The following is a 20,666-nucleotide window of genomic DNA, read 5'->3' as shown; positions in this document are numbered from 1 at the left end:
AAAGGGAAGTTTTTTTGTTTTAGGAAGTTGTAATTTTTCTTATATTAGCGGGAAATAATACAATTGCAATAGTCTCTTAGATAGATTTTAGCTTGCTTTTTTAAAAATAAAACAGATTATGATTTGAAATAAATTTTGTATTATCTTTGCATAGATTAATTTAATCAAAAAAATATAAAAATGGGAACTGACGAATAAATAACTCTACAAAAATGTCTGTAATTAAGGATGCTTATACTGCTGTTGTTAATATTTTTTCTAAACAATTTTACTTCTTCGCATCTTTAGCATCAGTCATTGGTTTAGTCTTAGTATTTACAAACGATAAACATTCTGTTGTAATTGCATTAGCTTTTTTTTGTTTAATGCTCTTGATTTTTACGCTATCTTTACTTTATACGCTATTTAAAATCACAGGTTTAAATAACAATGATTTTGAAAGTAAATCCACATTTGTAAAGTATGAAACCTCAGACTGTAAAAACATTACCTTTGAAATTTACAAATTAATACAATCCAAAAAACCAATTTTATCAGATTATTCATTTAACTTCAAATGGTCAGGCTCGGTAATTCCAACAATAACTTCAGATTTACAAGAGGTTATAAATGTTATGGATTTACAAGACCCAACGCAATACGATAAAGCTATCTTGAAATTTAAAAAACCTGTCTATTATAATGATAATCAGGTCATACATTTTAAGGCTTTATTGAATGATGTAGATAGAAAATCAGAAACCTTCGTTTCAAATAGAATTACCCAAGAAGTCGATATAATACATTACAGAATCATATTGAAATATAAAGCTGAAAATTACGACACTAATGCTATTTTAGAAAAAAGAAAGATTGACTCGATAAATACTAATTTTGAAAAAGTTACAGAAATAGGTTTTGATAGCGTAACCAAAAGCTACGAATACCATTTATTAAAACCTGATTTAAACTTTATTTACCGCATAATCTGGGAAAGATAAGCACCTTAATAACAACGTCCTACTAACCCTCGTTTTAAAATATGCCGGATTTTGTCTAGATGGAAAGTTGTTTTGTATTTGAAAAATCTGTGATAATCCGAAAGATAAAATAGAATTTAGTCCCAAATCTTGGGCAACACTTAGTTATAATGATTTTAATCCGAATGTAGATTTTAGATTGCAGATTTCAAAAATTAAATAGTTAACGAAAACTTCTCTGAAAAGGGAAGTTTTTTTGTTTTAGGAAGTTTGGTTTTAATATAAAAGTCCGTTTGATAATTTGTAAGAAAAAATTAATATATTTGATTAATAATAAAGTCTGATTGCCGTCAGACCTATATACTAGTTAGCTAAAATTAAAACTATGAAATTAAAATGTTTAATTATTGCATCGACTATTTGTTTAATTACAAGTTGTTCTTCAACCAAAAAAATTACTTCTAAATACGAAACAATGAATCTTTCGGAATTGGAAAACAAAAAAATTACTTCTAAATACGAAACAATGAATCTTTCGGAATTGGAAAATAAGAAAGATAGTATTGATAAACAATTAAGTTATTTAAAGTTAGAGTTTTATCTTCAAAACATAAAAAAAGGAAAAAGTAGATATTCTTTGGCTACACAAGAAGATAAAAATCTTTTATGGGTTATGCATCAATCTCCTAACTATGAAAACCTAAAAAAAATATGGCAGGAAGCTGTTGATGAATATATTGCCTTTGAAGACAAATATTCTCCCGAAATAAAGAAACATCGAAGTTTAAATTATAAAAACAGTGAGAAATCTTTAAGCAACAGAAATGAATATTATAAAATATATTTACCCCTAAAAGAAGAGTTAATGCATAGAGAATATGAAAAATACATATATTATGAAAAAAACTTCTCTGACAAACTTGGAGACATGTGGTATGATGGAGGATCATACTTATTAAACTTTCACAAATCTAAAAACTTGGCAGTTCCGACAGACTGGTTAAACGATAAAGATTTATTTGGAATTGAAAATTTCTCCAACTACAATGAATTGATGAAGCATTTAAAATATATTAATAAAGCAATCTCAACAAAATAACCCCCACACAACAGCCTCATCGCTCCCTCAGCACAAAAATAAATCATCCATTAAACAAAACCAGACTACCTACCGTCCAGCCCTGTCAGGGTTCAAAACCCTGACAGGGCTTCAGAAAACAGGGCTTAATTTTGTCCCAAACCCGCTGTAGTAAAAGAATGTTACCCGTAATTATTTTGGCACCCGTACAGAATAGAACTTTTTTTACCTAAATTTGCTTAATGGGAATAGTTGACCGAAATATTGAAGATTTAAAAAGGCTTTGTACAATGTACAATGTCGAAAAGATGTATCTATTTGGTTCGGCACTGAATTCTAACTTCAATAAAGAAAGTGATATTGATCTTCTCGTAAAATTTAAATCCATTGAGTTATCGAAGTATTTTGATAACTATATGGATTTCAAAGAAGATTTAGAAAAACTTTTTGGGCGTGAAATTGACTTAGTTGAAGAACAAACTCTTAGAAATCCAATTTTAATAAACTCCATAAACAAATCTAAAGAGCTTATTTATGGATGAAAGAATTCTTAAATGGCTTTACGATATTAAAATGTGCATTGAAGAAATCGACAGCTTTTTCATAGAAGAAGAAAAAGATTTTTTCAAGTACAAAAATAACTTAATGCTTAAAAGAGCGGTCGAAAGAAATCTTGAAATTATTGGTGAAGCAGTAAACAGAATAATAACTCGAGACAATTCATTTACTATAAAAATTAGTAATGCCAAAGCAATTATTGGGCTGCGAAATCAAGTTATTCATGCCTATGACAATATTTCTGACGAGAATATTTGGTCAATACTAACCAATCATCTTCCAAAATTAAAACTCGAAGTTGATGCGTTAATTATGGAGAACGAAAATTAGGATGTTTTTATATTCTTCCATCATAAAACTATATTGGAGCATCCAAAAGTTGTATTCTTGCCTTTGTAAATCATATTAGAGCCTTTGTAAACTATATTAGAGCCTTTGCAAATTATATTCTTCCACCTGAAAGTTATATTAGAGCCTTTGTAAATCATATTCTTCCATCCGAAAGTTATATTCTCGCATCAGCATTTAAAAAGAAAACTCAAAAAACCACCACAAAGAAAAAAACACATTCACACACACCATAGAGTTGTTCTAAAGTTTGGAGAGAGAATAACAATAGGATTTAGTCTTCACATCTACTACAACAGATTTGGCCAATAGGCTAATGGAAAAATGGTTTTGTATCTGGGAACATATTTGGCAAATCCGAAAATAGGGCTTAATTTAGTTCCCAAACCCGCTCTAGCACCAGAATGTTGAAAATTAAAAAAAGTGCTTTATGCTATTCGCCATTACTAGTTTAATAAATGTCCACATCAGCTGATATGAAATCCACCCGAGAAATATTCAAAACCAATCCTTCCCTTCTGGACGAACCTGAAGTAGCACAACTTTTGGAGTATTGCGAGCAATTGCAGGATGAAATCGTGGAGTTCAAATTCCAGAAAACCAACAACAAAGAATTAGCGATGCTCGATATGCTCAAAGAAGTCATCAAGGGCTGCAACGCCATCGAAAAAGAACAAATGGAACACGAGCGTTTTGGCTTCGAAGCACCCGCTTACCAAGAAACTATTTCGAACTTAAAAAGTTATATTTTGAAACGTTGCCAGGACGAGAAGATTTGGCTATAAGTTAGTTTCAGTTTATTGAGACTGAACACTGAACACTACTTTCTCCACACCAATAGTCCTCATTGCATCTTCATAGCCTTCGACAATTTTATTCCCATAAACCGAAGTAGGCAATTTTGGAAACAAATTTCTATCTGCGGTCAAAGCATTTCCTAAAGGTTGATTGAAAGGCGAAAAACCGGAAAAAGGATGTGTCGCTCCCCAAATCGTGATGACTTTTACGCCCAACATTGCCGCAATATGCGCATTCCCGGAATCCATGGAGAGCATCACGTCGAGATTGCTGATGAGTTGCAATTCTTGATGAAACTTGATTTTCCCGGCAACGACAACCACGTTTTCTTTGTCTTTTGAAAGCGAATCCAGTAGTTCGATTTCCTTTTTTCCACCGCCAAAAAGCAGGATTTTATGGGTTTTAGTCGAAGCTAATCTATTGATAACTTCTTGCATCAAATCCAGGGGATAGACCTTGGAATCGTATTGTGCAAAAGGCGCAATCCCGATTAGTTTTTGGTTGTTATCTCCAATTAATTGAATTAATTCCTTACCCAAAACTGTTTTTTTCGGAAATATAGGATTCGATAAATCTACCCTAAAACCAAGTTGTTGAAACACTTTGACATGTCTTTCGAACATTGTGGTCAAGGGTTTGAAAATCTTGTTTTCGGCACGCGTTAAAGCTGCTTTTTTTTCCCTTCCTTTATCGACTGAAGCTGTTTTTTTTCCGCTCCAGGCAAAAAGCGTTCGAACCACTTTGGAGCGCAAAACGTTGTGTAAATCGGCAAAAGCGTCGATGTGTAAGGCTTTCAAATCTTGGAACAATCGCAACAATCCCAGAAATCCTTTATGGCGTTGTTTTTCGTCGAAAGCAAAGAAAGAAAGATTGGGAATTCCCTCAAAAAAGGGTTTGAAAAACGGTCGGGAAACCACCGTGATTTTCACTTCGGGATTTTGCTGGACAAAAGCCCTTAAAACAGGAACCGTCATGGCGACATCTCCCATTGCGGAAAGTCTCATGACGGCTATATGTTGGATTTTTTTGGACAATGAATTAATGTTTAAAAACCATTAAGAGATTAAGGCTCATCAAGTTTTACTTAATTTTCTTAATCCCTTAATGGTTCAAAATATAGTTTCTTATTTCTTGTTTTGGTACAAAACAGGATTCAAATCATCGTCGTTGTACATTTTCATTTGTTTGTACACTTTCATGAACTTGTCGCCGTTTTCGATGTCGGTCAACAAATCTTCGATTGCGGTGGACAAATCGGTTCTTTGTTCCAACAACACGTTCAATTTGGCTTGACATTTGTCTCTGTGGTCTTGCGAGGCTTCGGCACGAGTGGCTTCTTCCTGCATGTGATAAATTTTCAAGGCCAAAATAGACAATCTGTCGAATGCCCAAGCAGGACTTTCAGAATTGATTTTGGCATCGTCTTTTACCTTGACGTGGCTGTATTTTTGAAGAAAATAGCCGTCAATATATTCCACCATGTCGGTACGTTCTTGATTCGAAGCATCAATTCTTCTTTTCAAGGTCAATGCCGCAACCGGGTCAATATTGGGATCGCGAATGATATCCTCGAAATGCCATTGCACGGTGTCAATCCAGTTTTTCAGGTATAATAAATGTTCGATTTTTTCCTTTGGAAAAGGATTGTTTATCGGTTGGTCCACATTATCAAATTGATGATAATCCTGGATACTTTGTTCGAAAACGGAATACGCTAATTTTGAAAACATATCTTTTATATTTTAAAAGACAAAGATACTTTTTTATACATTTATAGTTTGAAAAAACTTTCAAAGTTTAAGCATCTAAATTCTAAATCTACATCAAGCCATGCAAATTCATCATTTATCCGAAAACAACAGCGTCCTGAATCATTTTTTGGGCCAAATCAGGAACGTGAATGTCCACAACGACAGTATGCGTTTTCGAAGAAATATTGAACGTATTGGCGAAGTAATGGCTTATGAATTAAGTAAAAATTTACATTACAAAAACGTCGAAATCCAAACGCCGCTTGGCATCAAGAAAACCACCGAAATTGCGGATCAATTGGTGTTGTGCTCGATTTTGAGAGCCGGTTTAACTTTACATCAAGGTTTTCTGAATTATTTTGACAGCGCCGAAAACGGATTTATTTCGGCTTATAGACATCATCCGAACAACGATGATTATTTCGATATTTTGGTGGAATACCAGGCGGTCGCCGACATCGAAAACAAAAACTTGTTGTTGCTTGACCCAATGCTGGCCACGGGACAATCCATTGTTGCCGTCTTCAACAAATTGATGGAAAAAGGAACTCCTAAAGAAATTCACGTTGCCGTAATCATTGCCGCGCCGGAAGGCATTGCCTATCTTGAGGAACATTTGCCGGATTCCTGCCATCTTTGGATTGCCGCTTTGGACGAAAAATTGAACGAGAAAAAATATATCGTTCCGGGATTGGGTGATGCCGGCGATTTGGCTTATGGAAATAAATTATAATTGCCTCTAAGTCTCTAAGTCACAAAGAAAAATCAAATCCAAAAGACTCTAGCTAATTCATTCGATGCTAAAGTATCGAAAACAGCAGTTTTAACTAAACTTTGAGTCTTTGCGGCTTTGTGGCAGAAACTATAATTGGGAGAAAAACGCAAACAAACTGCAAAGAATCAATACGCCCAAAACCATTTCCTGCTTCAATTGTACTTGCTTAATTTCGATGTGGCTTGTGGCCATCATTGCCAATGGTGCAAAGGTAAACAGCAACAAATCATTGCTTTTGTTTGCTGAAACAGCGAAAATCACGATTCCAATAAAGAAGGAACTTATGATTTTTTTATAAGACGAATGCAACAACAATGGTCTGTTAGAAAGTGATCCTAACATAGAAATTACAAAAAATAAAGCTATCGTTATGTAAATGGAAAAAGCTCCATTTTGATAATTATTGGTAAAATAATCCAATTTGAAATTAATCGTTGCGTGCGTTTTTACAAATTCAATGATACTTGTATCGAAAATTACGGAAAAAAGCGAGGCGATAATTGCCACCGAAAAAAGGGCTATAAAAGGCAAAACCCAGTTTCTGTAATCTCTGGAAACATGGAAAATTATGGAAATAAATACCAAAATAATATACAAAATACTCCAAAAGTGAAATAACGAAGCCACAAAAATCCATAACGAGGCATCAAATATTTTCTCTTTCGAAGCTTTCAAGGATTGCAACGAAATTAATCTGCGAAGTGCCAAAAGAATAAAAAAATTGGATGCAACCAGATTCACATTATTCAGTACCGAAGGGAAAAATAAGAGAAACAAAAAATAGAAAAAAATTGTGTAGCTACTGTCTTTGCTCAATCCGTTTCTCTTGGCAACGAAATTTGTAATAAAAACAGAACTCAACAAAAGGATGAATAATCCTGATTTTTGAAAAATGCCAACAACAGAATCGGTCCAAGATAAATCTTGAATTTGGTACAATAAAAAGAAAACCAGCATTAAAAACACAACCAAAATTAAATTTAATGGTGTAGATTTTTTAAAAACACTTGTAATCATAAGGATATTTTATACTTTTGCGATTGTAAATATAATACTTGTACAAAGATGAGAGCATTTTTTGAAGGAATTCAATGGTTATTTGAAAACATTTTTTTCGCACTACACAATTTTCTAAGAGAATTAGAGCTTACTCACTGGTTTGCCGCTAATCTTCTTAACTGGATTTTTATGGCCATTTGTGCAGTTGCCATCGTATATTGGTGTAAACAATTAAAAATGTACGACGAAAAAGGAGAGGAAAACCAAGATACTACCGCCCACTCTTTCTTGAAATAAAGCCCCTAACCCCTAAAGGGGAATAAGAGGTCTTTAAATTATTTAAGGTCGTTTCCAATATCTTTTCTAAAATACATCTTATCAAAATGCAGCTTGTCTATATTTTGGTAAGATTTTTTTATGGCCTCTTCGAAGTTGTCTCCAAACGAAGTCACCGTTAAAACTCTTCCTCCATTAGAAACTACATTTCCGTTATCCAGTTTTGTTCCGGCGTGAAAAACAATCGAATCTTCAATGGTTTCCAAGCCCGAAATTACTTTTCCTTTCTCGAAATCTTCTGGATAACCGCCAGAAACCACCACAATTGTCGTGGCGCTTCTTTCGTCAATTTCCAGTTCGAATTCGTCCAGTTTTTCATTGGCCACAGCCAAAAACAATTCCACCAAATCCGATTTCATTCTTGGGACCACCACTTCGGTTTCTGGATCGCCCATTCTCACGTTATATTCAATTACGATGGGTTCGTTTTTCACGTTGATTAATCCAATAAACACAAATCCTTTGTATTCGATTCCATCTTTTTGGAAACCTTCAATTGTTGGTTTAACGATACGTGTTTCAATTTTTTCCATCAACACCGCGTCAACATAAGGAACCGGGGAAACCGCTCCCATTCCACCCGTGTTCAAACCCGTGTCGCCTTCGCCAATGCGTTTGTAATCTTTGGCAGTTGGCAATATTTTATAGCTTTTTCCGTCGGTCAATACGAAACAGCTCAATTCAATTCCGTCCAAAAATTCTTCGATCACCACTTTGGAACTGGCTTCACCAAATTTTTGACCCACCAACATATTTCTCAATTCTTCCTTGGCTTCCGCCAAATCGTGAATGATTAAAACTCCTTTTCCTGCTGCCAATCCATCGGCTTTCAAAACATAAGGCGGTTGCAAAGTTTCTAGGAAATCACATCCTTTTTCTACCGTTTCAGCCGTGAAACTATCGTAAGCTGCCGTTGGAATGTTGTGTTTCATCAAAAATTCTTTGGCAAATTCTTTACTTCCTTCAAGAGTTGCTCCTAATTTTGATGGTCCAATAACTGGAATATCTTTTAAATCGATGTCGTTTTTGAAAAAGTCGAAAATCCCTTTTACCAATGGATCTTCTGGTCCAACAACCACCATTTCCACTTTTTCCTGAAGAACCAATGCTTTTACGGCATCAAAATCAGTCGGGCTGATGTCAACATTGTTGGCTATCGAAGCCGTTCCTGCATTTCCCGGTGCCACAAAAAGTTTGTCGCAAAGCGGACTTTGAATCATTTTCCAAGCAAAAGCGTGTTCTCTTCCTCCAGAACCTAAAAGTAAAATTGTCATCGTGTAGTTATTAAGTTTGGCAAAAATAATTGCTTTTAGACTTAAAAAATAATTAATTTTCAAAAAGTTGTTGGTTGTTGGTCATTAGTTGTTGGTAAATATTATTTTTGGTAAAATATATTCGTGATTAATCTTTCCTCTCTTTGATTTTTGACTAAAAATAAATTGTTGATTATCATTAAAACCAAAAATTATGGAAAAGCTTAAAAACATACATCCGGGCGAAATTTTGCTGGAGGAATTTCTCATTCCTTTGGAAATAACCTCATACCGTTTGTGCAAAGATTTGAAAATTCCGCAAACCAGAATTTCTGAAATCATCAAAGGAAACCGAAGAATAACAGCCGATACCGCTTTGCGATTAAGCCACTATTTTGGAAATTCTGCCAAATTTTGGTTAGGTCTCCAAGATGATTTTGACATAGAAGAAGAAACAGAAAATAAAAAACAAGAACTGGAATCCATCAAAAGATTTAATGTTCAAAAAGTAGCCTAAATGTTTCCACTTTTCGATTTTTCGCTCCAAATAAATGGTTTCCCGATGAAGGAAGCCAAAGCTGAATTGCGAAAAATCCAGTCTATTCCAGAACAAGAATTCGAAGCTTTTATTGAAAATAAAAAACAAGAAATTGTTGAGTATCATTTAAAAAATAATTCCTCTTATCAAAAACTCGTTCGCAAAACCACTTTCAATAATTGGAACGATTTGCCGGTAATGACCAAAAAAGACTTTCAGAAACCTTTGATTGAAAGGCTTTCAACTGGGTTTTACATTAAAAATGTTTACGTCAACAAAACTTCCGGTTCCAGTGGTGATCCCTTTATTTTTGCCAAAGACAAATTTTCGCACGCCTTGACTTGGGCGAATATCATCAATCGTTTTGGCTGGCACGGAATTGATTTTAATTCGTCTTACCAAGCTCGTTTTTATGGAATTCCGTTGGATTTTATTGGTAATAGAAAAGAACGTTTTAAGGATTTTTTAACCAATAGATTTCGATTCTCCATTTTCGATTTGTCGGATAAAGTTTTGGAAGGTTTTTTAACAAAATTTAAAACCAAAAAATTCGATTATATCAATGGCTATACGAGTTCTATTGTTTTGTTTGCCAAATTTCTACAGCAGAAAAACATTGTTTTAAAAGATATTTGCCCCACTTTAAAAGTCTGCGTTGTGACTTCTGAAATGCTTTTTGATGAAGATAAAATCCTTTTAGAAAAACAATTTGGAGTTCCTGTTGTCAATGAATACGGAGCTTCGGAACTGGATTTGATTGCTTTTCAAAATCCTGACGGCGAATGGCAAGTGAATTCGGAAACACTTTTTGTAGAAATTTTAGATGATGAAAATAATGTTTTACCGTATGGTGCAGCAGGTCGAATAGTAATCACTTCTTTGTTCAACAAAGCGCATCCGTTTATTCGATACGATATTGGTGATATTGGAATTTTGGATGAAAAAAGCACACCAAAAAAACCTATTCTTCAACAATTAATTGGTCGAACCAATGATATTGCTATTTTGCCAAGTGGCAAAAAATCACCTGGATTGACTTTTTATTACGTAACCAAAAGCATCATCGAAGACGATGGCAACGTAAAAGAATTTGTCATCAAACAAACTAAAATCGATACTTTTGAAATTGAATACGTAAGTAAAACCGAATTGAATTGGGAACAAATCCAAAAAATTGAAGCAGCAATTGCCTTATATTTGGAAAAAGGATTGGTTTTTACATTCACCAGAAAAGAAAAACTGGAACGAAGCAAAAGCGGAAAATTAAAACAATTTGTTTCGAACCTCACCCCAACCCTCTCCAAAGGAGAGGGAGTTGTAAGTAAATAATTGGAGGTCACAAATTGCAACCTCCAAATTGAATCTTGATATCGCAAAATGCGGCATCAAGACGTTTAAGGTCACAAATTGTGACCTTAAAAGAAACTTAAATAATACTTTATGGAAAACGAAATACTACTTTCTGAAGAATTAATTTCTAATAAAATTTACTTTATTAGAAACCAAAAAGTGATGATTGATGTTGACTTATCTGAACTTTATAACATTGAAACTAAAAGATTAAATGAACAGGTAAAAAGGAACTTGTCTCGATTTCCTGATGATTTTATGTTTCAATTAACCGAAAATGAATTTCAAAACTTGAAGTCGCAATTTGCGACTTCAAGTTGGGGAGGAACTCGTAAATTACCATCTGTTTTTACTGAACACGGCGTTCTTATGTTGTCGAGTGTTTTGAAAAGTGACAAAGCCATTCAGACCAATATACAAATTATGAGAATATTTTCGAAAGTGAGACAAATGCTTTTGGATACCACCGATTTAAAAATAGATATTCTTCAAATTCAAAAAAAATTGGAAAATCACGACAAAAATATCGAATTGGTTTTCTCTTATTTAGATGAATTGTCAGAGAAAAAAGAAAATGAAACTCCAAGGACAAAAATTGGTTACAAAAAGTAAACTAACAAAAGGAAGAAGATTGCTTCGTTCCTCGCAATGACAAACAAATGAAAATAACCATAGTCGCAGGCGCAAGACCAAATTTCATCAAAATCGCACCCATCATCAAAGCGATTGAAAAAAAGCAAGACGAAGGAGCCAATGTTTCCTATCGTTTGGTGCATACGGGTCAGCATTATGACAAAAACTTGAGCGATACTTTTTTCGAAGAATTGAATATTCCCAAACCCAACAGCAATCTGGAAGTGAAAAGCGGTTCGCAAGCGGAACAAACTGGAGCGATTATGGTCGCTTTTGAAAAAGAATTACAGCAAAATCCCTGCGATTTGGTTTTGGTGGTTGGCGATGTCAATTCGACGATGGCTTGTGCGATTGTAGCCAAAAAACAAAACATAAAAGTCGCCCACGTCGAAGCCGGAATTCGCTCCGGCGACATGACAATGCCCGAAGAAATCAACCGAATCGTTACGGATAGTATTACCGATTATTTCTTTACCACCTCAACTTCGGCTTCCGAAAACCTGTTGAAATATGGAGTGGAAAAATCCAATATTCATTTTGTGGGCAACGTGATGATTGATACTTTATACCAAAATTTGGACAGAATTTTGGAACCTGTTTTTTGGAAGGAATATCAATTAGAAACAGGAAATTATATCATCTTAACTCTGCATCGCCCGTCAAATGTGGATGAAGAACAATCTTTAATTCAATTGTTAAAAGGAATTGATAAACTAGCTGGCGACAAAAAAGTGATTTTCCCGATTCATCCCAGAACGAAAGCGATTCTTGGTGAAACGAATTTAGACTTGAAAAACATACTTTTTGTAGAGCCACAAGGCTATTTGAATTTTATGTACCTCATCAAAAATAGTTTTGCCGTAATTACGGATTCTGGTGGAATTTCGGAAGAAACTACCGTGATGGGAATTCCGTGTTTTACGATGCGAAACAACACCGAAAGACCCGAAACGCAAAGCATTGGCACCAATACTTTGGTAGGGACATCGGTAGAAAATCTACAAAAATTATTTGGTGAATTTCTTCAAAATGGAAAACGAAAAGCCAGAATTCCAGAACTTTGGGACGGAAAAGCTTCGGAGCGAATTATTGAGATACTACTAACAAAAAATTAACCTCAATTTTAGATTCCTACGGAATGACAAAAAGAGTGAAAAATAATGGAAGAAATCCTCATCATATCGAATTATTATCCACCTGAAAAAGGTGCTGCCGCCAATAGAATTGAGCAATTGGCGCTGAAATTACATCAAAATAAATACAAAGTTACGGTACTTTGTCCGCTTGGGAATTACCCAAAAGGGGAATTGTTTCCGGAATACAAAGGCAAATTTTCAGTGACGGAAAAACTTGAAAATATTACCGTAAAACGGCTTTGGATTTATCCGAGCGTGAGCAAAAACATCTTCAAAAGAACGCTCTCGGTTTTGTCGTTTGCGTCTGTGTTATTCTTTTATTTATTGACCAAAAAAACACCCCATAAAGTGGTTGTTCAATCGCCACCGTTGTTGTTGTCTTTTGTGTCGGTTTTGGTGCTTTCGCTAATGCGAAAAAAGATAATACTGAATGTTTCTGATTTGTGGCCATTGGCTGCCATTGAACTGAAAGCCTTGAAAAAAGACAGTTTTTCGCATCAAGTTTCCTTGTTTTTTGAACGGTTTATCTATTCGAAAGCTACTTTAATCTTTGGTCAATCCAACGAAATCATTACTCATATTCATTCGGTTTTTCCTGAAAAAGAATGCCATCTGTACCGTAATTTCCCAGACCATCAAGTAGAAAAAATGGATTTAATAAGTAGTGTAAACGAACCTATCAAAGTGTTTTACGCAGGATTGTTGGGCGTTGCTCAAGGAGTTTATGAAATGTGTCAAAACATTGAATTAGAAAATTTAAACATAGAATTACACATTTTTGGAGATGGTGCCGAAAAATGGCAAATTGAAGATTTAATTAGACAAAATCCGCAGAAAAAAATCTTTTTTCACGGAATGCTAGAACGCTCTATTCTGCACGAAAAACTCAAAACTTTTGATATTGCCATTATACCATTAAAAACAAGAATTTATGGCTCTGTGCCTTCTAAAATATTTGAATATGGTGCTTTGGGGTTTCCTGTGCTTTATTTTGGTGGTGGTGAAGGCGAAACGATTGTAAAAGAAAATAATTTGGGTTGGATTGCCAAGGTCGGAAATTTCGAAAGTTTAAATACTACATTGATTGAAATCTCAAAAACAGGAAAAGAATCCATTCAAATAATGAAACAAGAAGTATTTGATAGTACCGAAAATCATTTCAATCTCGATTTTCAAATTAAAGACCTAATCAATAAAAAAGTTTTTTAAAAGGCTTTTTCGTCTCCTTTTATAACATTATAAATAGTTTTGAGAATGATTTCGATATCCAATAAAATGGACCAATTTTCCATATAGAAAATATCATATTTTACTCTATTGATGATATCATGGTCGGTTTCAACTTCTCCTCGATAACCTTTGGTTTGTGCAAGCCCCGTGATTCCGGGTTTAACAAAATGACGCACCATAAATTTATCTACTTTGGCAGCATATAAATTAGCAACACTTACCATGTGTGGTCTTGGCCCAACTACCGACATTTCTCCCCAAAAAACATTAAAAAACTGAGGCAATTCGTCAATACTGGTTTTTCGAATAAACTTGCCGACTTTAGTTATTCGAACATCGTTTTTTGATGCCAAATCCAAATCGGCTTTATCATTTAAGTTCATTGATCGGAACTTGTAACAATTGAATTCCTTATAATTCAATCCATTTCTTTTTTGAATAAAAAACACGGGGCCTTTTGAATCCATTTTTATAATTAAAGCCATAATTGGCATAAACCACGACAACAAACCCACAATTATTAAAGAGGAAAAAACAAGATCAAAAACCCGCTTTATAACTTTGTTCATGGTTTCGTCCTGCAAAATATTCCTTAAAGAAATAACGGGAATGTAATCATAATATTCATATTTTGCATTCAACGAAAGAATGTGTTTTTCATTGGGAATAAATTTCAATGTTTTCAAATTATTGTCGGCAAAATCAATGATGTCAGTAATTTGACTGTCCGACAAGTCGGCCATTGAACAATAAATTTCGTCTATTCCATAATCAAAAACAAAGGAAAGGCATTCTTCGATTCTTTCCTTTTTATGGTTTGCCTGATTAAATACTTTTATTAATTTATATCCATAATCCGGATTTTCGGTAAAGAAATGTTTTAGCGGATTGATATTTTCATCATTTCCCAACAAAACGACTTTTCTGGAATTTCCACCATACAAAACCCTGAATTTTCTCAGAAAATAATAGATGAAAAGTTTGAAAAAGAGAATCAAGATTATCGAGAAAAAAACAAATAAAACAACTCTTTTTTGGAAGTAAAAATCAGAATAAAACAGCTCCAATGCCAAACAAAACAAGGCAAATAAAATTCCCTGCTTAAGGGTACAATTCAGGATTGCAATGACCTTCGTGTAGCGATATACTTCGTAAAAACCAAGATATATGGCAATAATAAACCAAGCAGAACTTATTAAAATCGAATAAACAATTTCATTGGCATGAAAAGGGAATATATACAAAGCCAATACATTGATGATGATTACATCAATCAAGTATGAAAAAGGGCGAATATAGCCTGAATATCTTCCCGTTTTAGTCTTCACTAGCTGATGTACTTGGAAAAATCTTTGTGTTCTTCTTTCAATAATTCTTCGGTGGACAAGGATTTGAAATAGTCATAGGTAATTTTCATCCCTTCTGCCCTATTCACTTTGGCTTCCCAGCCCAGTAATGTTTTTGCCTTTGTGATATCAGGCTGACGTTGCAAAGGGTCGTTTATCGGCAGCGGATGATACACTACTTTTTGGTTGGTTCCCGTTAATTTGATTATTTCTTCGGCAAAATCCTTGATGGTAATTTCGTCTGGATTTCCAATATTTACCGGATAAACATAATCCGAATGCAATAATCTGAAAATGCCTTCCACTTGATCATCCACATAGCAAAAAGAACGTGTCTGCATTCCGTCGCCAAAAATAGTCAAGTCTTCACCACGAAGCGCTTGCCCGATAAAAGCAGGAATAACTCGACCGTCATTGAGTCGCATTCTTGGCCCATAAGTGTTGAAAATTCTAACAATTCTGGTTTCCACCCCGTGAAAAGTATGATAGGCCATCGTGATGGATTCCTGGAAACGCTTGGCTTCGTCATAAACGCCTCTTGGTCCAATGGTGTTTACGTTTCCATAATATTCTTCGGTTTGGGGATGAACCAATGGATCACCGTAAACCTCAGAAGTAGATGCTATAAGGATTCTGGCATTTTTGACTCTGGCCAATCCCAGAAGATTGTGTGTTCCCAAAGAACCCACTTTCAGGGTTTGAATTGGTATTTTCAAGTAATCAATTGGACTTGCCGGTGAAGCAAAATGAAGGATATAATCCAGTTTTCCGGGAACGTGGACAAACTTGGTTATATCGTGATGGTAAAACTCGAAATTTTCCAATTTGAACAAATGTTCTATATTTTTTAAATCTCCCGTGATGAGATTGTCCATCCCGATAACAAAATAACCTTCCTTAATAAAACGGTCACAAAGATGTGATCCCAAAAATCCTGCTGCGCCAGTAATAAGTATTCTTTTCATGTGTTGGTATTATTGTTTTTAATTGGTCACATGTAATTCGCATATTTCGATTGGTATTTACTGCCAATTTATCCATAATGCTCATTTCATATTTTGATTTGGATAAATATACCCAATTTATTTCACGTTAAAAATTTGTTCCAAAATCTTGATGGTAATCAAATAAGTGGGTTTTACACCCGTTGTTCCCAAACCACCTGAAGCCAATGTACTTCCGGTTTCCAAAGGATTGTCCGATGCATAATAAGCATATCTCACTTTCACGTCGTGGGGAATGCTTTTCCTGATTTTGGATGCCGATTGAATGGCTTTTTGATAATAGGAACCTTCCATTTCTAAACCTATCACGCCCCAAGTCGATTCGTGGAAGAACTTCAACAAATCCTTGTTCTGTAATGAGGTTCCCAACACGGTAACCATTGGTCCTTCAAAAACTGGAATTCCATCGGATGCAAACATTTCTGCGGACAATTCGTTATGGAAAAAATAATTGTCTGCCGTCCCTTCATTGATGTGTGCCGAAGGAATCATGATGTCACCTTTTCCGCCTTCGAGAATTCCCGCTTTCCCCATTATCGAAACCGATTCCACGTTAAGCAAGCTGTTGTTTTTCTTGAAAGGCTTCAATAATTCGTCGATGGTTTCGTAAGCTTGTTCGCCAAAGGCATAATCCATCACGATTATTACCGGTTTCTTGTCGCCGGTTTTTGCTGTTGGAAACGATGATTTAGCCCAATCTATTTTAGCGGTGTCAAAAATTTGCACGTCAATATTAGTTCCGGAAGCTGCGTCCGGAAGTGAAATCATTCCGTGTTGTTTTGCAAATTCCTCCACTTTGTCTCTAAGTTCATTCGCACCAGATTTGCTCAATTCTTCATAAATAAAGAAATCGGATTTGTCCTTGAACTTGGTTTTCAATACCGTCGTGGCAAAGATGGAGTTCATCACGCTGTGCATATTGGCACTGATAACGTGAATTGGTCTGTCTAAAAGTTTCTTCTCTTTTAAAACTTCCTTGATGTTTGTTGCCCAAATTTCGCCGTGAATGTGGTGTCCTAATCGTTCCCTCAAAATCGGGCTAAATGTTATGGTTCTTTTGTTGTCATCAACTATTTCTTCTATTGCCAATTTCCCCAACCAATAAATAACGTGCAAGAAACGATCTGGCGACAATTCCGATCCAAAGGCGTCATAGATGTCCAAAACTTCGATAAATGTCCTGCCCAGAATGTTGGCCGCATGGGAAACGGCTTTCTCTTTTTCGATTTGTGTCAGCTTTTTCTTTTGAGAAACCGCTATTTCCAGTTTTTGCCAATCGCGAGAAACTTCGCCGGCATCATCGAGTAAAACCCTGTTTCTAATTTTGTGGGATTCGATGAAAATAAAGGTCAAATGGGTCAAAATATCATAGATGTCCGAGCGTCCTCGCGTTATTTCGACATTCATTTGCTCTTCATCAATGCGGTAACAATTTCTTTTCCTTTTAGGAGGAACAATGGCTTGAAAATGCGATTTTGAGTAGCCTTCGTCCGATGTCAAATTGATGAATCTACATTCCTCGATTCCAACCGGAAGACGTTCGATAACGTATAAAAGCCCGTTCAATTCTACTTTTTCTTCGCCTATATTTCCGTAAATTTCTGGTCGCAAAGCCAACAAAGCTTCTCGCAACGTATCGCCCGAAATACCCATTGGTTTATAAAAACCACGGTTGAACAAATGGCGCATCGTGATATACATTTTTTCGATTGCCGCCGAGGATTCTTGTGCTCTGGATCTTGATGTGTTTTTCATTTCCTTCATAAAATTCTACTTTGTAACATTACAAATGTATGGTTTTAATAATTTAGTTAGATAAAATTAGCGTTATCAATGGCTCATTTATCATCATTTTTTCAGAATTCTGATTTGCTTGGCGGTTCCATTTTCCGCCCGAAAAAGTATATAAAAATTCCCTTTCCACATAATTGTACAAAATGAAGGGAAAATACGTTTTTTGTACTTGAGTTATATTGGTATTCAAATCGGTGATGGTTTTTTCGGTTTTGTTCTTTTCTATCATTAATTTTTCGAATCCAACAAAAAGACCGTTTTTTGGAAATTTTAAATTGAATTTCGTCAAATCAAATCGGTTGATTCTTGTTCCTTTCTTGACCGTTACGACAAAGTCTTTGTCCAGCAATTCATCGGCAGGAAAACCATTGGAATCCAGGTTGTAAAAATGAATTTTAATGATGGCGTCTTCAATCCTGCTGTCGGTATAAATGGTAACCTGCTTTAAATATTTTGTCTTTTTATAGGAAGACGAATAAGGAAAAAATTTAGTGTCGATCTTTGGACCGTTATCAAATGCTTGATACATTCCGTTTTTGGTTTTGCCAATTTCAACACTTTTGGTTCCAATGCTTTTTGAAATCACGACCTCTTCAAGTGAATAAGCCGTTGGTTTCAAATTCACTATCGAAGCTTCCGAAGCCTTGATGATTTTCTTTTCGTAGCCAAGTGTAGAAAAAATCAATTTCTTCCCTTTTGCGGTTGTATTGATGAAAAAAGTGCCATTTTCCTCTGAAGTTGATCCAATATTTTCGTTCTGAACCCAAATATTGACATAGGGAATTGGTTTTCCGGAAAGGCTGTCTTTTACAACTCCTTTTATCTGTGCCGAAAGAGAAAATGTAACCAAAACCAATGCTAAAAAAAGTCTCTTCTCCATCTTTGTTCTATTCTCTCTTTGTAGCAAACCCAAAAAAATTCCGATTAGTATCATCGACTATTTTAATCTTTTACGCTTTCAAAAAACCGTATTAAACCTGTAATTGTTTGTTTAAAACTTTCAGATTTATTTTCGCTTATGGCAATAAATGGAGCAATTTTTTTTGCTCCGCCAACTTTTTGAAATTCAGGAAGTATTTTTTTTAACTCGTCAAAAGCATTACAATTATCTGGAATTCTAAATTTTGACCGGTGTATATAATTTTGATGTTTAAAACTTGGATAGGCTTTGTTTACGGCCAAAAAATCACCAAGATACCAAGACTCAAGCTCTCTACAAATTATCCTAACTAATTTAGGACAATTCCCATTTTGGTCACAAATATTTATAAGTTTTTGTTTAAGAATTTTACAATCCGAACTGTCTTGATCTTGCATAATAACAACCCCAACTGCTTCGTGATTCCAATTACTTAAAAATTTTACTTTAGATGGTATATTTTTCTGTAAATCACTTTTACCTTCAAAACTTCTAATAAAGTAATTTTCATTCAGGTTCCATTGATTATTAAGAACATTTGGTAATAAAATGGTTAAAAATTCTTTCATTGATGGTTCTTCGACTAATATTTCTATTCTTGCCATAAACTAATTTTTAGGTCCACTCCCGATAAAATACCCTTGTTTCCATAAATACCCCAATTTATCACCATCTTTAAATAAACTGGATATTGCCTCATCATCTGAAGCTCTTTTTATACTTGTAAAACCCTTGTCTTTATTCAACCAAAAAAGTTCATCTAATTCTAAGGCATTCACAAAATCTGGTGAATGTGAAGATATAAATACTTGCCCACCTCTATTAGCATAATCTCTAAATTCTTCAGCTAATTCAATCAATAGTTCAGGATGCAAATAATTTTCAGGTTCTTCAATACATAGTAATGGGTGTGGCTTAGGATCATTGAGTAAAACCAAATAAGCAAACATTTTAATAGTGCCATCCGAAACGAATCGAGATATAAAAGGGTCTTTAAAACTGCCGTCGCTAAATTGCAAAACAATTCTACCATCAATTGTTTCTTTCGCTTCTACTTTGTCAATTCCAGGAACTCTTTCTTTCATTTTATCTAAAATCTTTTGAAAAGTGTCTGGATAATTTTCATATATATATTTGGTAACTTGAGCTAAATTATCTCCTGTAGTTGATAAATGCTCGCTCAAACCTGTATCTTCAATATTTTGAGCCGCTTGAATTTGAAAATTAGAAACATACCAGTTTTCCAATAATCTTCTAAATGAACTAATAGCATTAAATTTTTGAAATTGTCCTAGTCCTTTTATGGCTAAAATATCTGGACTATCCAAAGTTTGTTCCTCTCTTTGCTCTTTAAATTCTTGCTTAGCGGTTTCAAATTCACTTTCATTTACAATTGCATTTCCTTTTCCATAAGTGAATTCTAAAAAACGATAAGGCCTTCCTCTATTTCCTCTTCTGTAGCTTAAAACTTCTTTAGAAACTACTGGCATATTAGTTTTTCCTAAACAAACAGATAACTCGTAGGTTATCAGAGGTTGTTTTTTACCATCAACATCAGGATTTCTAAACTTTATTTCAATTTCAATATCTCCAACTCCATTTCTTGAATAAACTTCTTTATACCCACCCCTTTTATTGAGTGCTGTTTTTACATTACTTTTAAGGGCATCACTCAAAAAACCGAATACTTCAAAAAGTGTAGATTTTCCTGCTCCATTTGCTCCGAGAAAGACACACATATTTGGTAAATCTCTTATTTCGGTATCTTGGTAAACTTTGAAATTTTTTATTCTTATTTTCTCGATTTTCATTTTTGAAACTTTTTTATAAAAGTAATATTTGTTATTTACAAAGAGGAATA

General features: G+C 34.6%; 22 protein-coding genes. 12 read left to right on the top strand and 10 right to left on the bottom strand.

All coding sequences use genetic code 11. The features are described from left to right. Nucleotides 1-212 precede the first annotated feature (212 nt). The 5 genes from OZP13_RS16010 (at nucleotide 213) to OZP13_RS15990 (ending at nucleotide 3,728) form a co-directional block, all read left to right on the top strand. Nucleotides 213-980 (top strand): hypothetical protein, encoded by a 768-nt coding sequence (locus OZP13_RS16010; protein WP_281297822.1) that lies wholly within the window; start codon nucleotides 213-215, stop codon nucleotides 978-980. 364 nt (nucleotides 981-1,344) lie between these two features. After that, on the top strand, nucleotides 1,345-2,058 hold the full coding sequence (locus OZP13_RS16005) for a hypothetical protein (RefSeq protein WP_269241118.1): 714 nt from the start codon (nucleotides 1,345-1,347) through the stop codon (nucleotides 2,056-2,058). Between the two features lie 221 nt (nucleotides 2,059-2,279). Continuing rightward, a complete protein-coding gene (locus OZP13_RS16000; protein WP_269241117.1) occupies nucleotides 2,280-2,579 on the top strand; it encodes a nucleotidyltransferase family protein in 300 nt (99 codons plus the stop codon). After that, entirely contained in the window at nucleotides 2,572-2,925 is a 354-nt protein-coding gene (locus OZP13_RS15995; protein WP_281297821.1) for a HepT-like ribonuclease domain-containing protein, read from the top strand. The genes OZP13_RS16000 and OZP13_RS15995 overlap by 8 nt, the downstream gene beginning before the upstream one ends. Nucleotides 2,926-3,401: 476 nt before the next feature. Then, on the top strand, nucleotides 3,402-3,728 hold the full coding sequence (locus OZP13_RS15990) for a hypothetical protein (protein WP_281297820.1): 327 nt from the start codon (nucleotides 3,402-3,404) through the stop codon (nucleotides 3,726-3,728). A 12-nt stretch (nucleotides 3,729-3,740) separates the two neighbouring features. Here the strand turns inward: OZP13_RS15990 and OZP13_RS15985 are convergent, their stop codons facing one another. Next, entirely contained in the window at nucleotides 3,741-4,745 is a 1,005-nt protein-coding gene (locus OZP13_RS15985; protein ID WP_281299458.1) for a glycosyltransferase family 9 protein, read from the bottom strand. Between the two features lie 120 nt (nucleotides 4,746-4,865). Next, complete coding sequence (locus tag OZP13_RS15980) at nucleotides 4,866-5,471, bottom strand: DUF4254 domain-containing protein (protein ID WP_281297819.1); 606 nt, start codon at nucleotides 5,469-5,471, stop codon at nucleotides 4,866-4,868. A gap of 100 nt (nucleotides 5,472-5,571) precedes the next feature. On the opposite strand from OZP13_RS15980, the gene upp reads away from it, so the two are divergent. Further along, complete coding sequence (gene upp / locus OZP13_RS15975) at nucleotides 5,572-6,225, top strand: uracil phosphoribosyltransferase (protein ID WP_281297818.1); 654 nt, start codon at nucleotides 5,572-5,574, stop codon at nucleotides 6,223-6,225. Between the two features lie 129 nt (nucleotides 6,226-6,354). On the opposite strand, the gene OZP13_RS15970 is transcribed toward upp, so the two are convergent. Next, nucleotides 6,355-7,284 (bottom strand): DUF6427 family protein, encoded by a 930-nt coding sequence (locus tag OZP13_RS15970; protein WP_281297817.1) that lies wholly within the window; start codon nucleotides 7,282-7,284, stop codon nucleotides 6,355-6,357. A 48-nt stretch (nucleotides 7,285-7,332) separates the two neighbouring features. Between OZP13_RS15970 and OZP13_RS15965 the strand changes: the two genes are divergently transcribed. After that, nucleotides 7,333-7,563 carry a DUF6341 family protein gene (locus OZP13_RS15965; RefSeq protein ID WP_269241114.1) on the top strand — a complete coding sequence of 77 codons (231 nt, stop codon included), beginning with the start codon at nucleotides 7,333-7,335 and terminating at the stop codon, nucleotides 7,561-7,563. A gap of 38 nt (nucleotides 7,564-7,601) precedes the next feature. Here the strand turns inward: OZP13_RS15965 and purD are convergent, their stop codons facing one another. After that, nucleotides 7,602-8,876: a phosphoribosylamine--glycine ligase gene (purD, locus tag OZP13_RS15960; RefSeq protein ID WP_281297816.1), complete on the bottom strand. Its 1,275-nt coding sequence runs from the start codon at nucleotides 8,874-8,876 to the stop codon at nucleotides 7,602-7,604. Between the two features lie 193 nt (nucleotides 8,877-9,069). Between purD and OZP13_RS15955 the strand changes: the two genes are divergently transcribed. The 5 genes from OZP13_RS15955 to OZP13_RS15935 all read left to right on the top strand — a co-directional run bounded on the left by OZP13_RS15955 (nucleotide 9,070) and on the right by OZP13_RS15935 (nucleotide 13,721). Further along, a complete protein-coding gene (locus OZP13_RS15955; RefSeq protein ID WP_269241111.1) occupies nucleotides 9,070-9,372 on the top strand; it encodes a HigA family addiction module antitoxin in 303 nt (100 codons plus the stop codon). Continuing rightward, entirely contained in the window at nucleotides 9,373-10,722 is a 1,350-nt protein-coding gene (locus OZP13_RS15950; RefSeq protein WP_269241109.1) for a phenylacetate--CoA ligase family protein, read from the top strand. A gap of 111 nt (nucleotides 10,723-10,833) precedes the next feature. Beyond that, the gene (locus tag OZP13_RS15945; protein WP_281297815.1) at nucleotides 10,834-11,355 is read left to right on the top strand and encodes an ORF6N domain-containing protein; all 522 of its coding nucleotides are present in this window, start codon (nucleotides 10,834-10,836) and stop codon (nucleotides 11,353-11,355) included. Nucleotides 11,356-11,402: 47 nt separating this feature from the next. After that, a complete protein-coding gene (gene wecB, locus OZP13_RS15940; protein ID WP_281297814.1) occupies nucleotides 11,403-12,491 on the top strand; it encodes a non-hydrolyzing UDP-N-acetylglucosamine 2-epimerase in 1,089 nt (362 codons plus the stop codon). A 45-nt stretch (nucleotides 12,492-12,536) separates the two neighbouring features. Continuing rightward, complete coding sequence (locus OZP13_RS15935; protein WP_269241105.1) at nucleotides 12,537-13,721, top strand: glycosyltransferase family 4 protein; 1,185 nt, start codon at nucleotides 12,537-12,539, stop codon at nucleotides 13,719-13,721. On the opposite strand, the gene OZP13_RS15930 is transcribed toward OZP13_RS15935, so the two are convergent. The 6 genes from OZP13_RS15930 to OZP13_RS15905 form a co-directional block, all read right to left on the bottom strand. Further along, entirely contained in the window at nucleotides 13,718-15,070 is a 1,353-nt protein-coding gene (locus tag OZP13_RS15930; protein ID WP_281297813.1) for an exopolysaccharide biosynthesis polyprenyl glycosylphosphotransferase, read from the bottom strand. The genes OZP13_RS15935 and OZP13_RS15930 overlap by 4 nt on opposite strands. Then, nucleotides 15,070-16,053: a UDP-glucuronic acid decarboxylase family protein gene (locus OZP13_RS15925; RefSeq protein WP_281297812.1), complete on the bottom strand. Its 984-nt coding sequence runs from the start codon at nucleotides 16,051-16,053 to the stop codon at nucleotides 15,070-15,072. The genes OZP13_RS15930 and OZP13_RS15925 overlap by 1 nt, the downstream gene beginning before the upstream one ends. A gap of 117 nt (nucleotides 16,054-16,170) precedes the next feature. After that, nucleotides 16,171-17,856, bottom strand: coding sequence for a DUF6909 family protein (locus OZP13_RS15920; protein WP_269241103.1), 1,686 nt, complete (start codon nucleotides 17,854-17,856; stop codon nucleotides 16,171-16,173). Between the two features lie 43 nt (nucleotides 17,857-17,899). Further along, entirely contained in the window at nucleotides 17,900-18,766 is an 867-nt protein-coding gene (locus OZP13_RS15915) for a carboxypeptidase-like regulatory domain-containing protein (RefSeq protein ID WP_281297811.1), read from the bottom strand. A 62-nt stretch (nucleotides 18,767-18,828) separates the two neighbouring features. Then, a complete protein-coding gene (locus tag OZP13_RS15910) occupies nucleotides 18,829-19,410 on the bottom strand; it encodes a DUF4276 family protein (RefSeq protein ID WP_281297810.1) in 582 nt (193 codons plus the stop codon). Nucleotides 19,411-19,413: 3 nt separating this feature from the next. Continuing rightward, nucleotides 19,414-20,616 (bottom strand): AAA family ATPase, encoded by a 1,203-nt coding sequence (locus OZP13_RS15905; RefSeq protein ID WP_281297809.1) that lies wholly within the window; start codon nucleotides 20,614-20,616, stop codon nucleotides 19,414-19,416. Between the last annotated feature and the right edge of the window lie 50 nt (nucleotides 20,617-20,666).

The organism is Flavobacterium limnophilum (assembly GCF_027111315.2).
Classification (GTDB): Bacteria; Bacteroidota; Bacteroidia; order Flavobacteriales; family Flavobacteriaceae; genus Flavobacterium; species Flavobacterium limnophilum.
The sequence above is the reverse complement of the archived record's forward strand: the minus strand, read 5'-3'. Positions and strand labels throughout refer to the sequence as shown.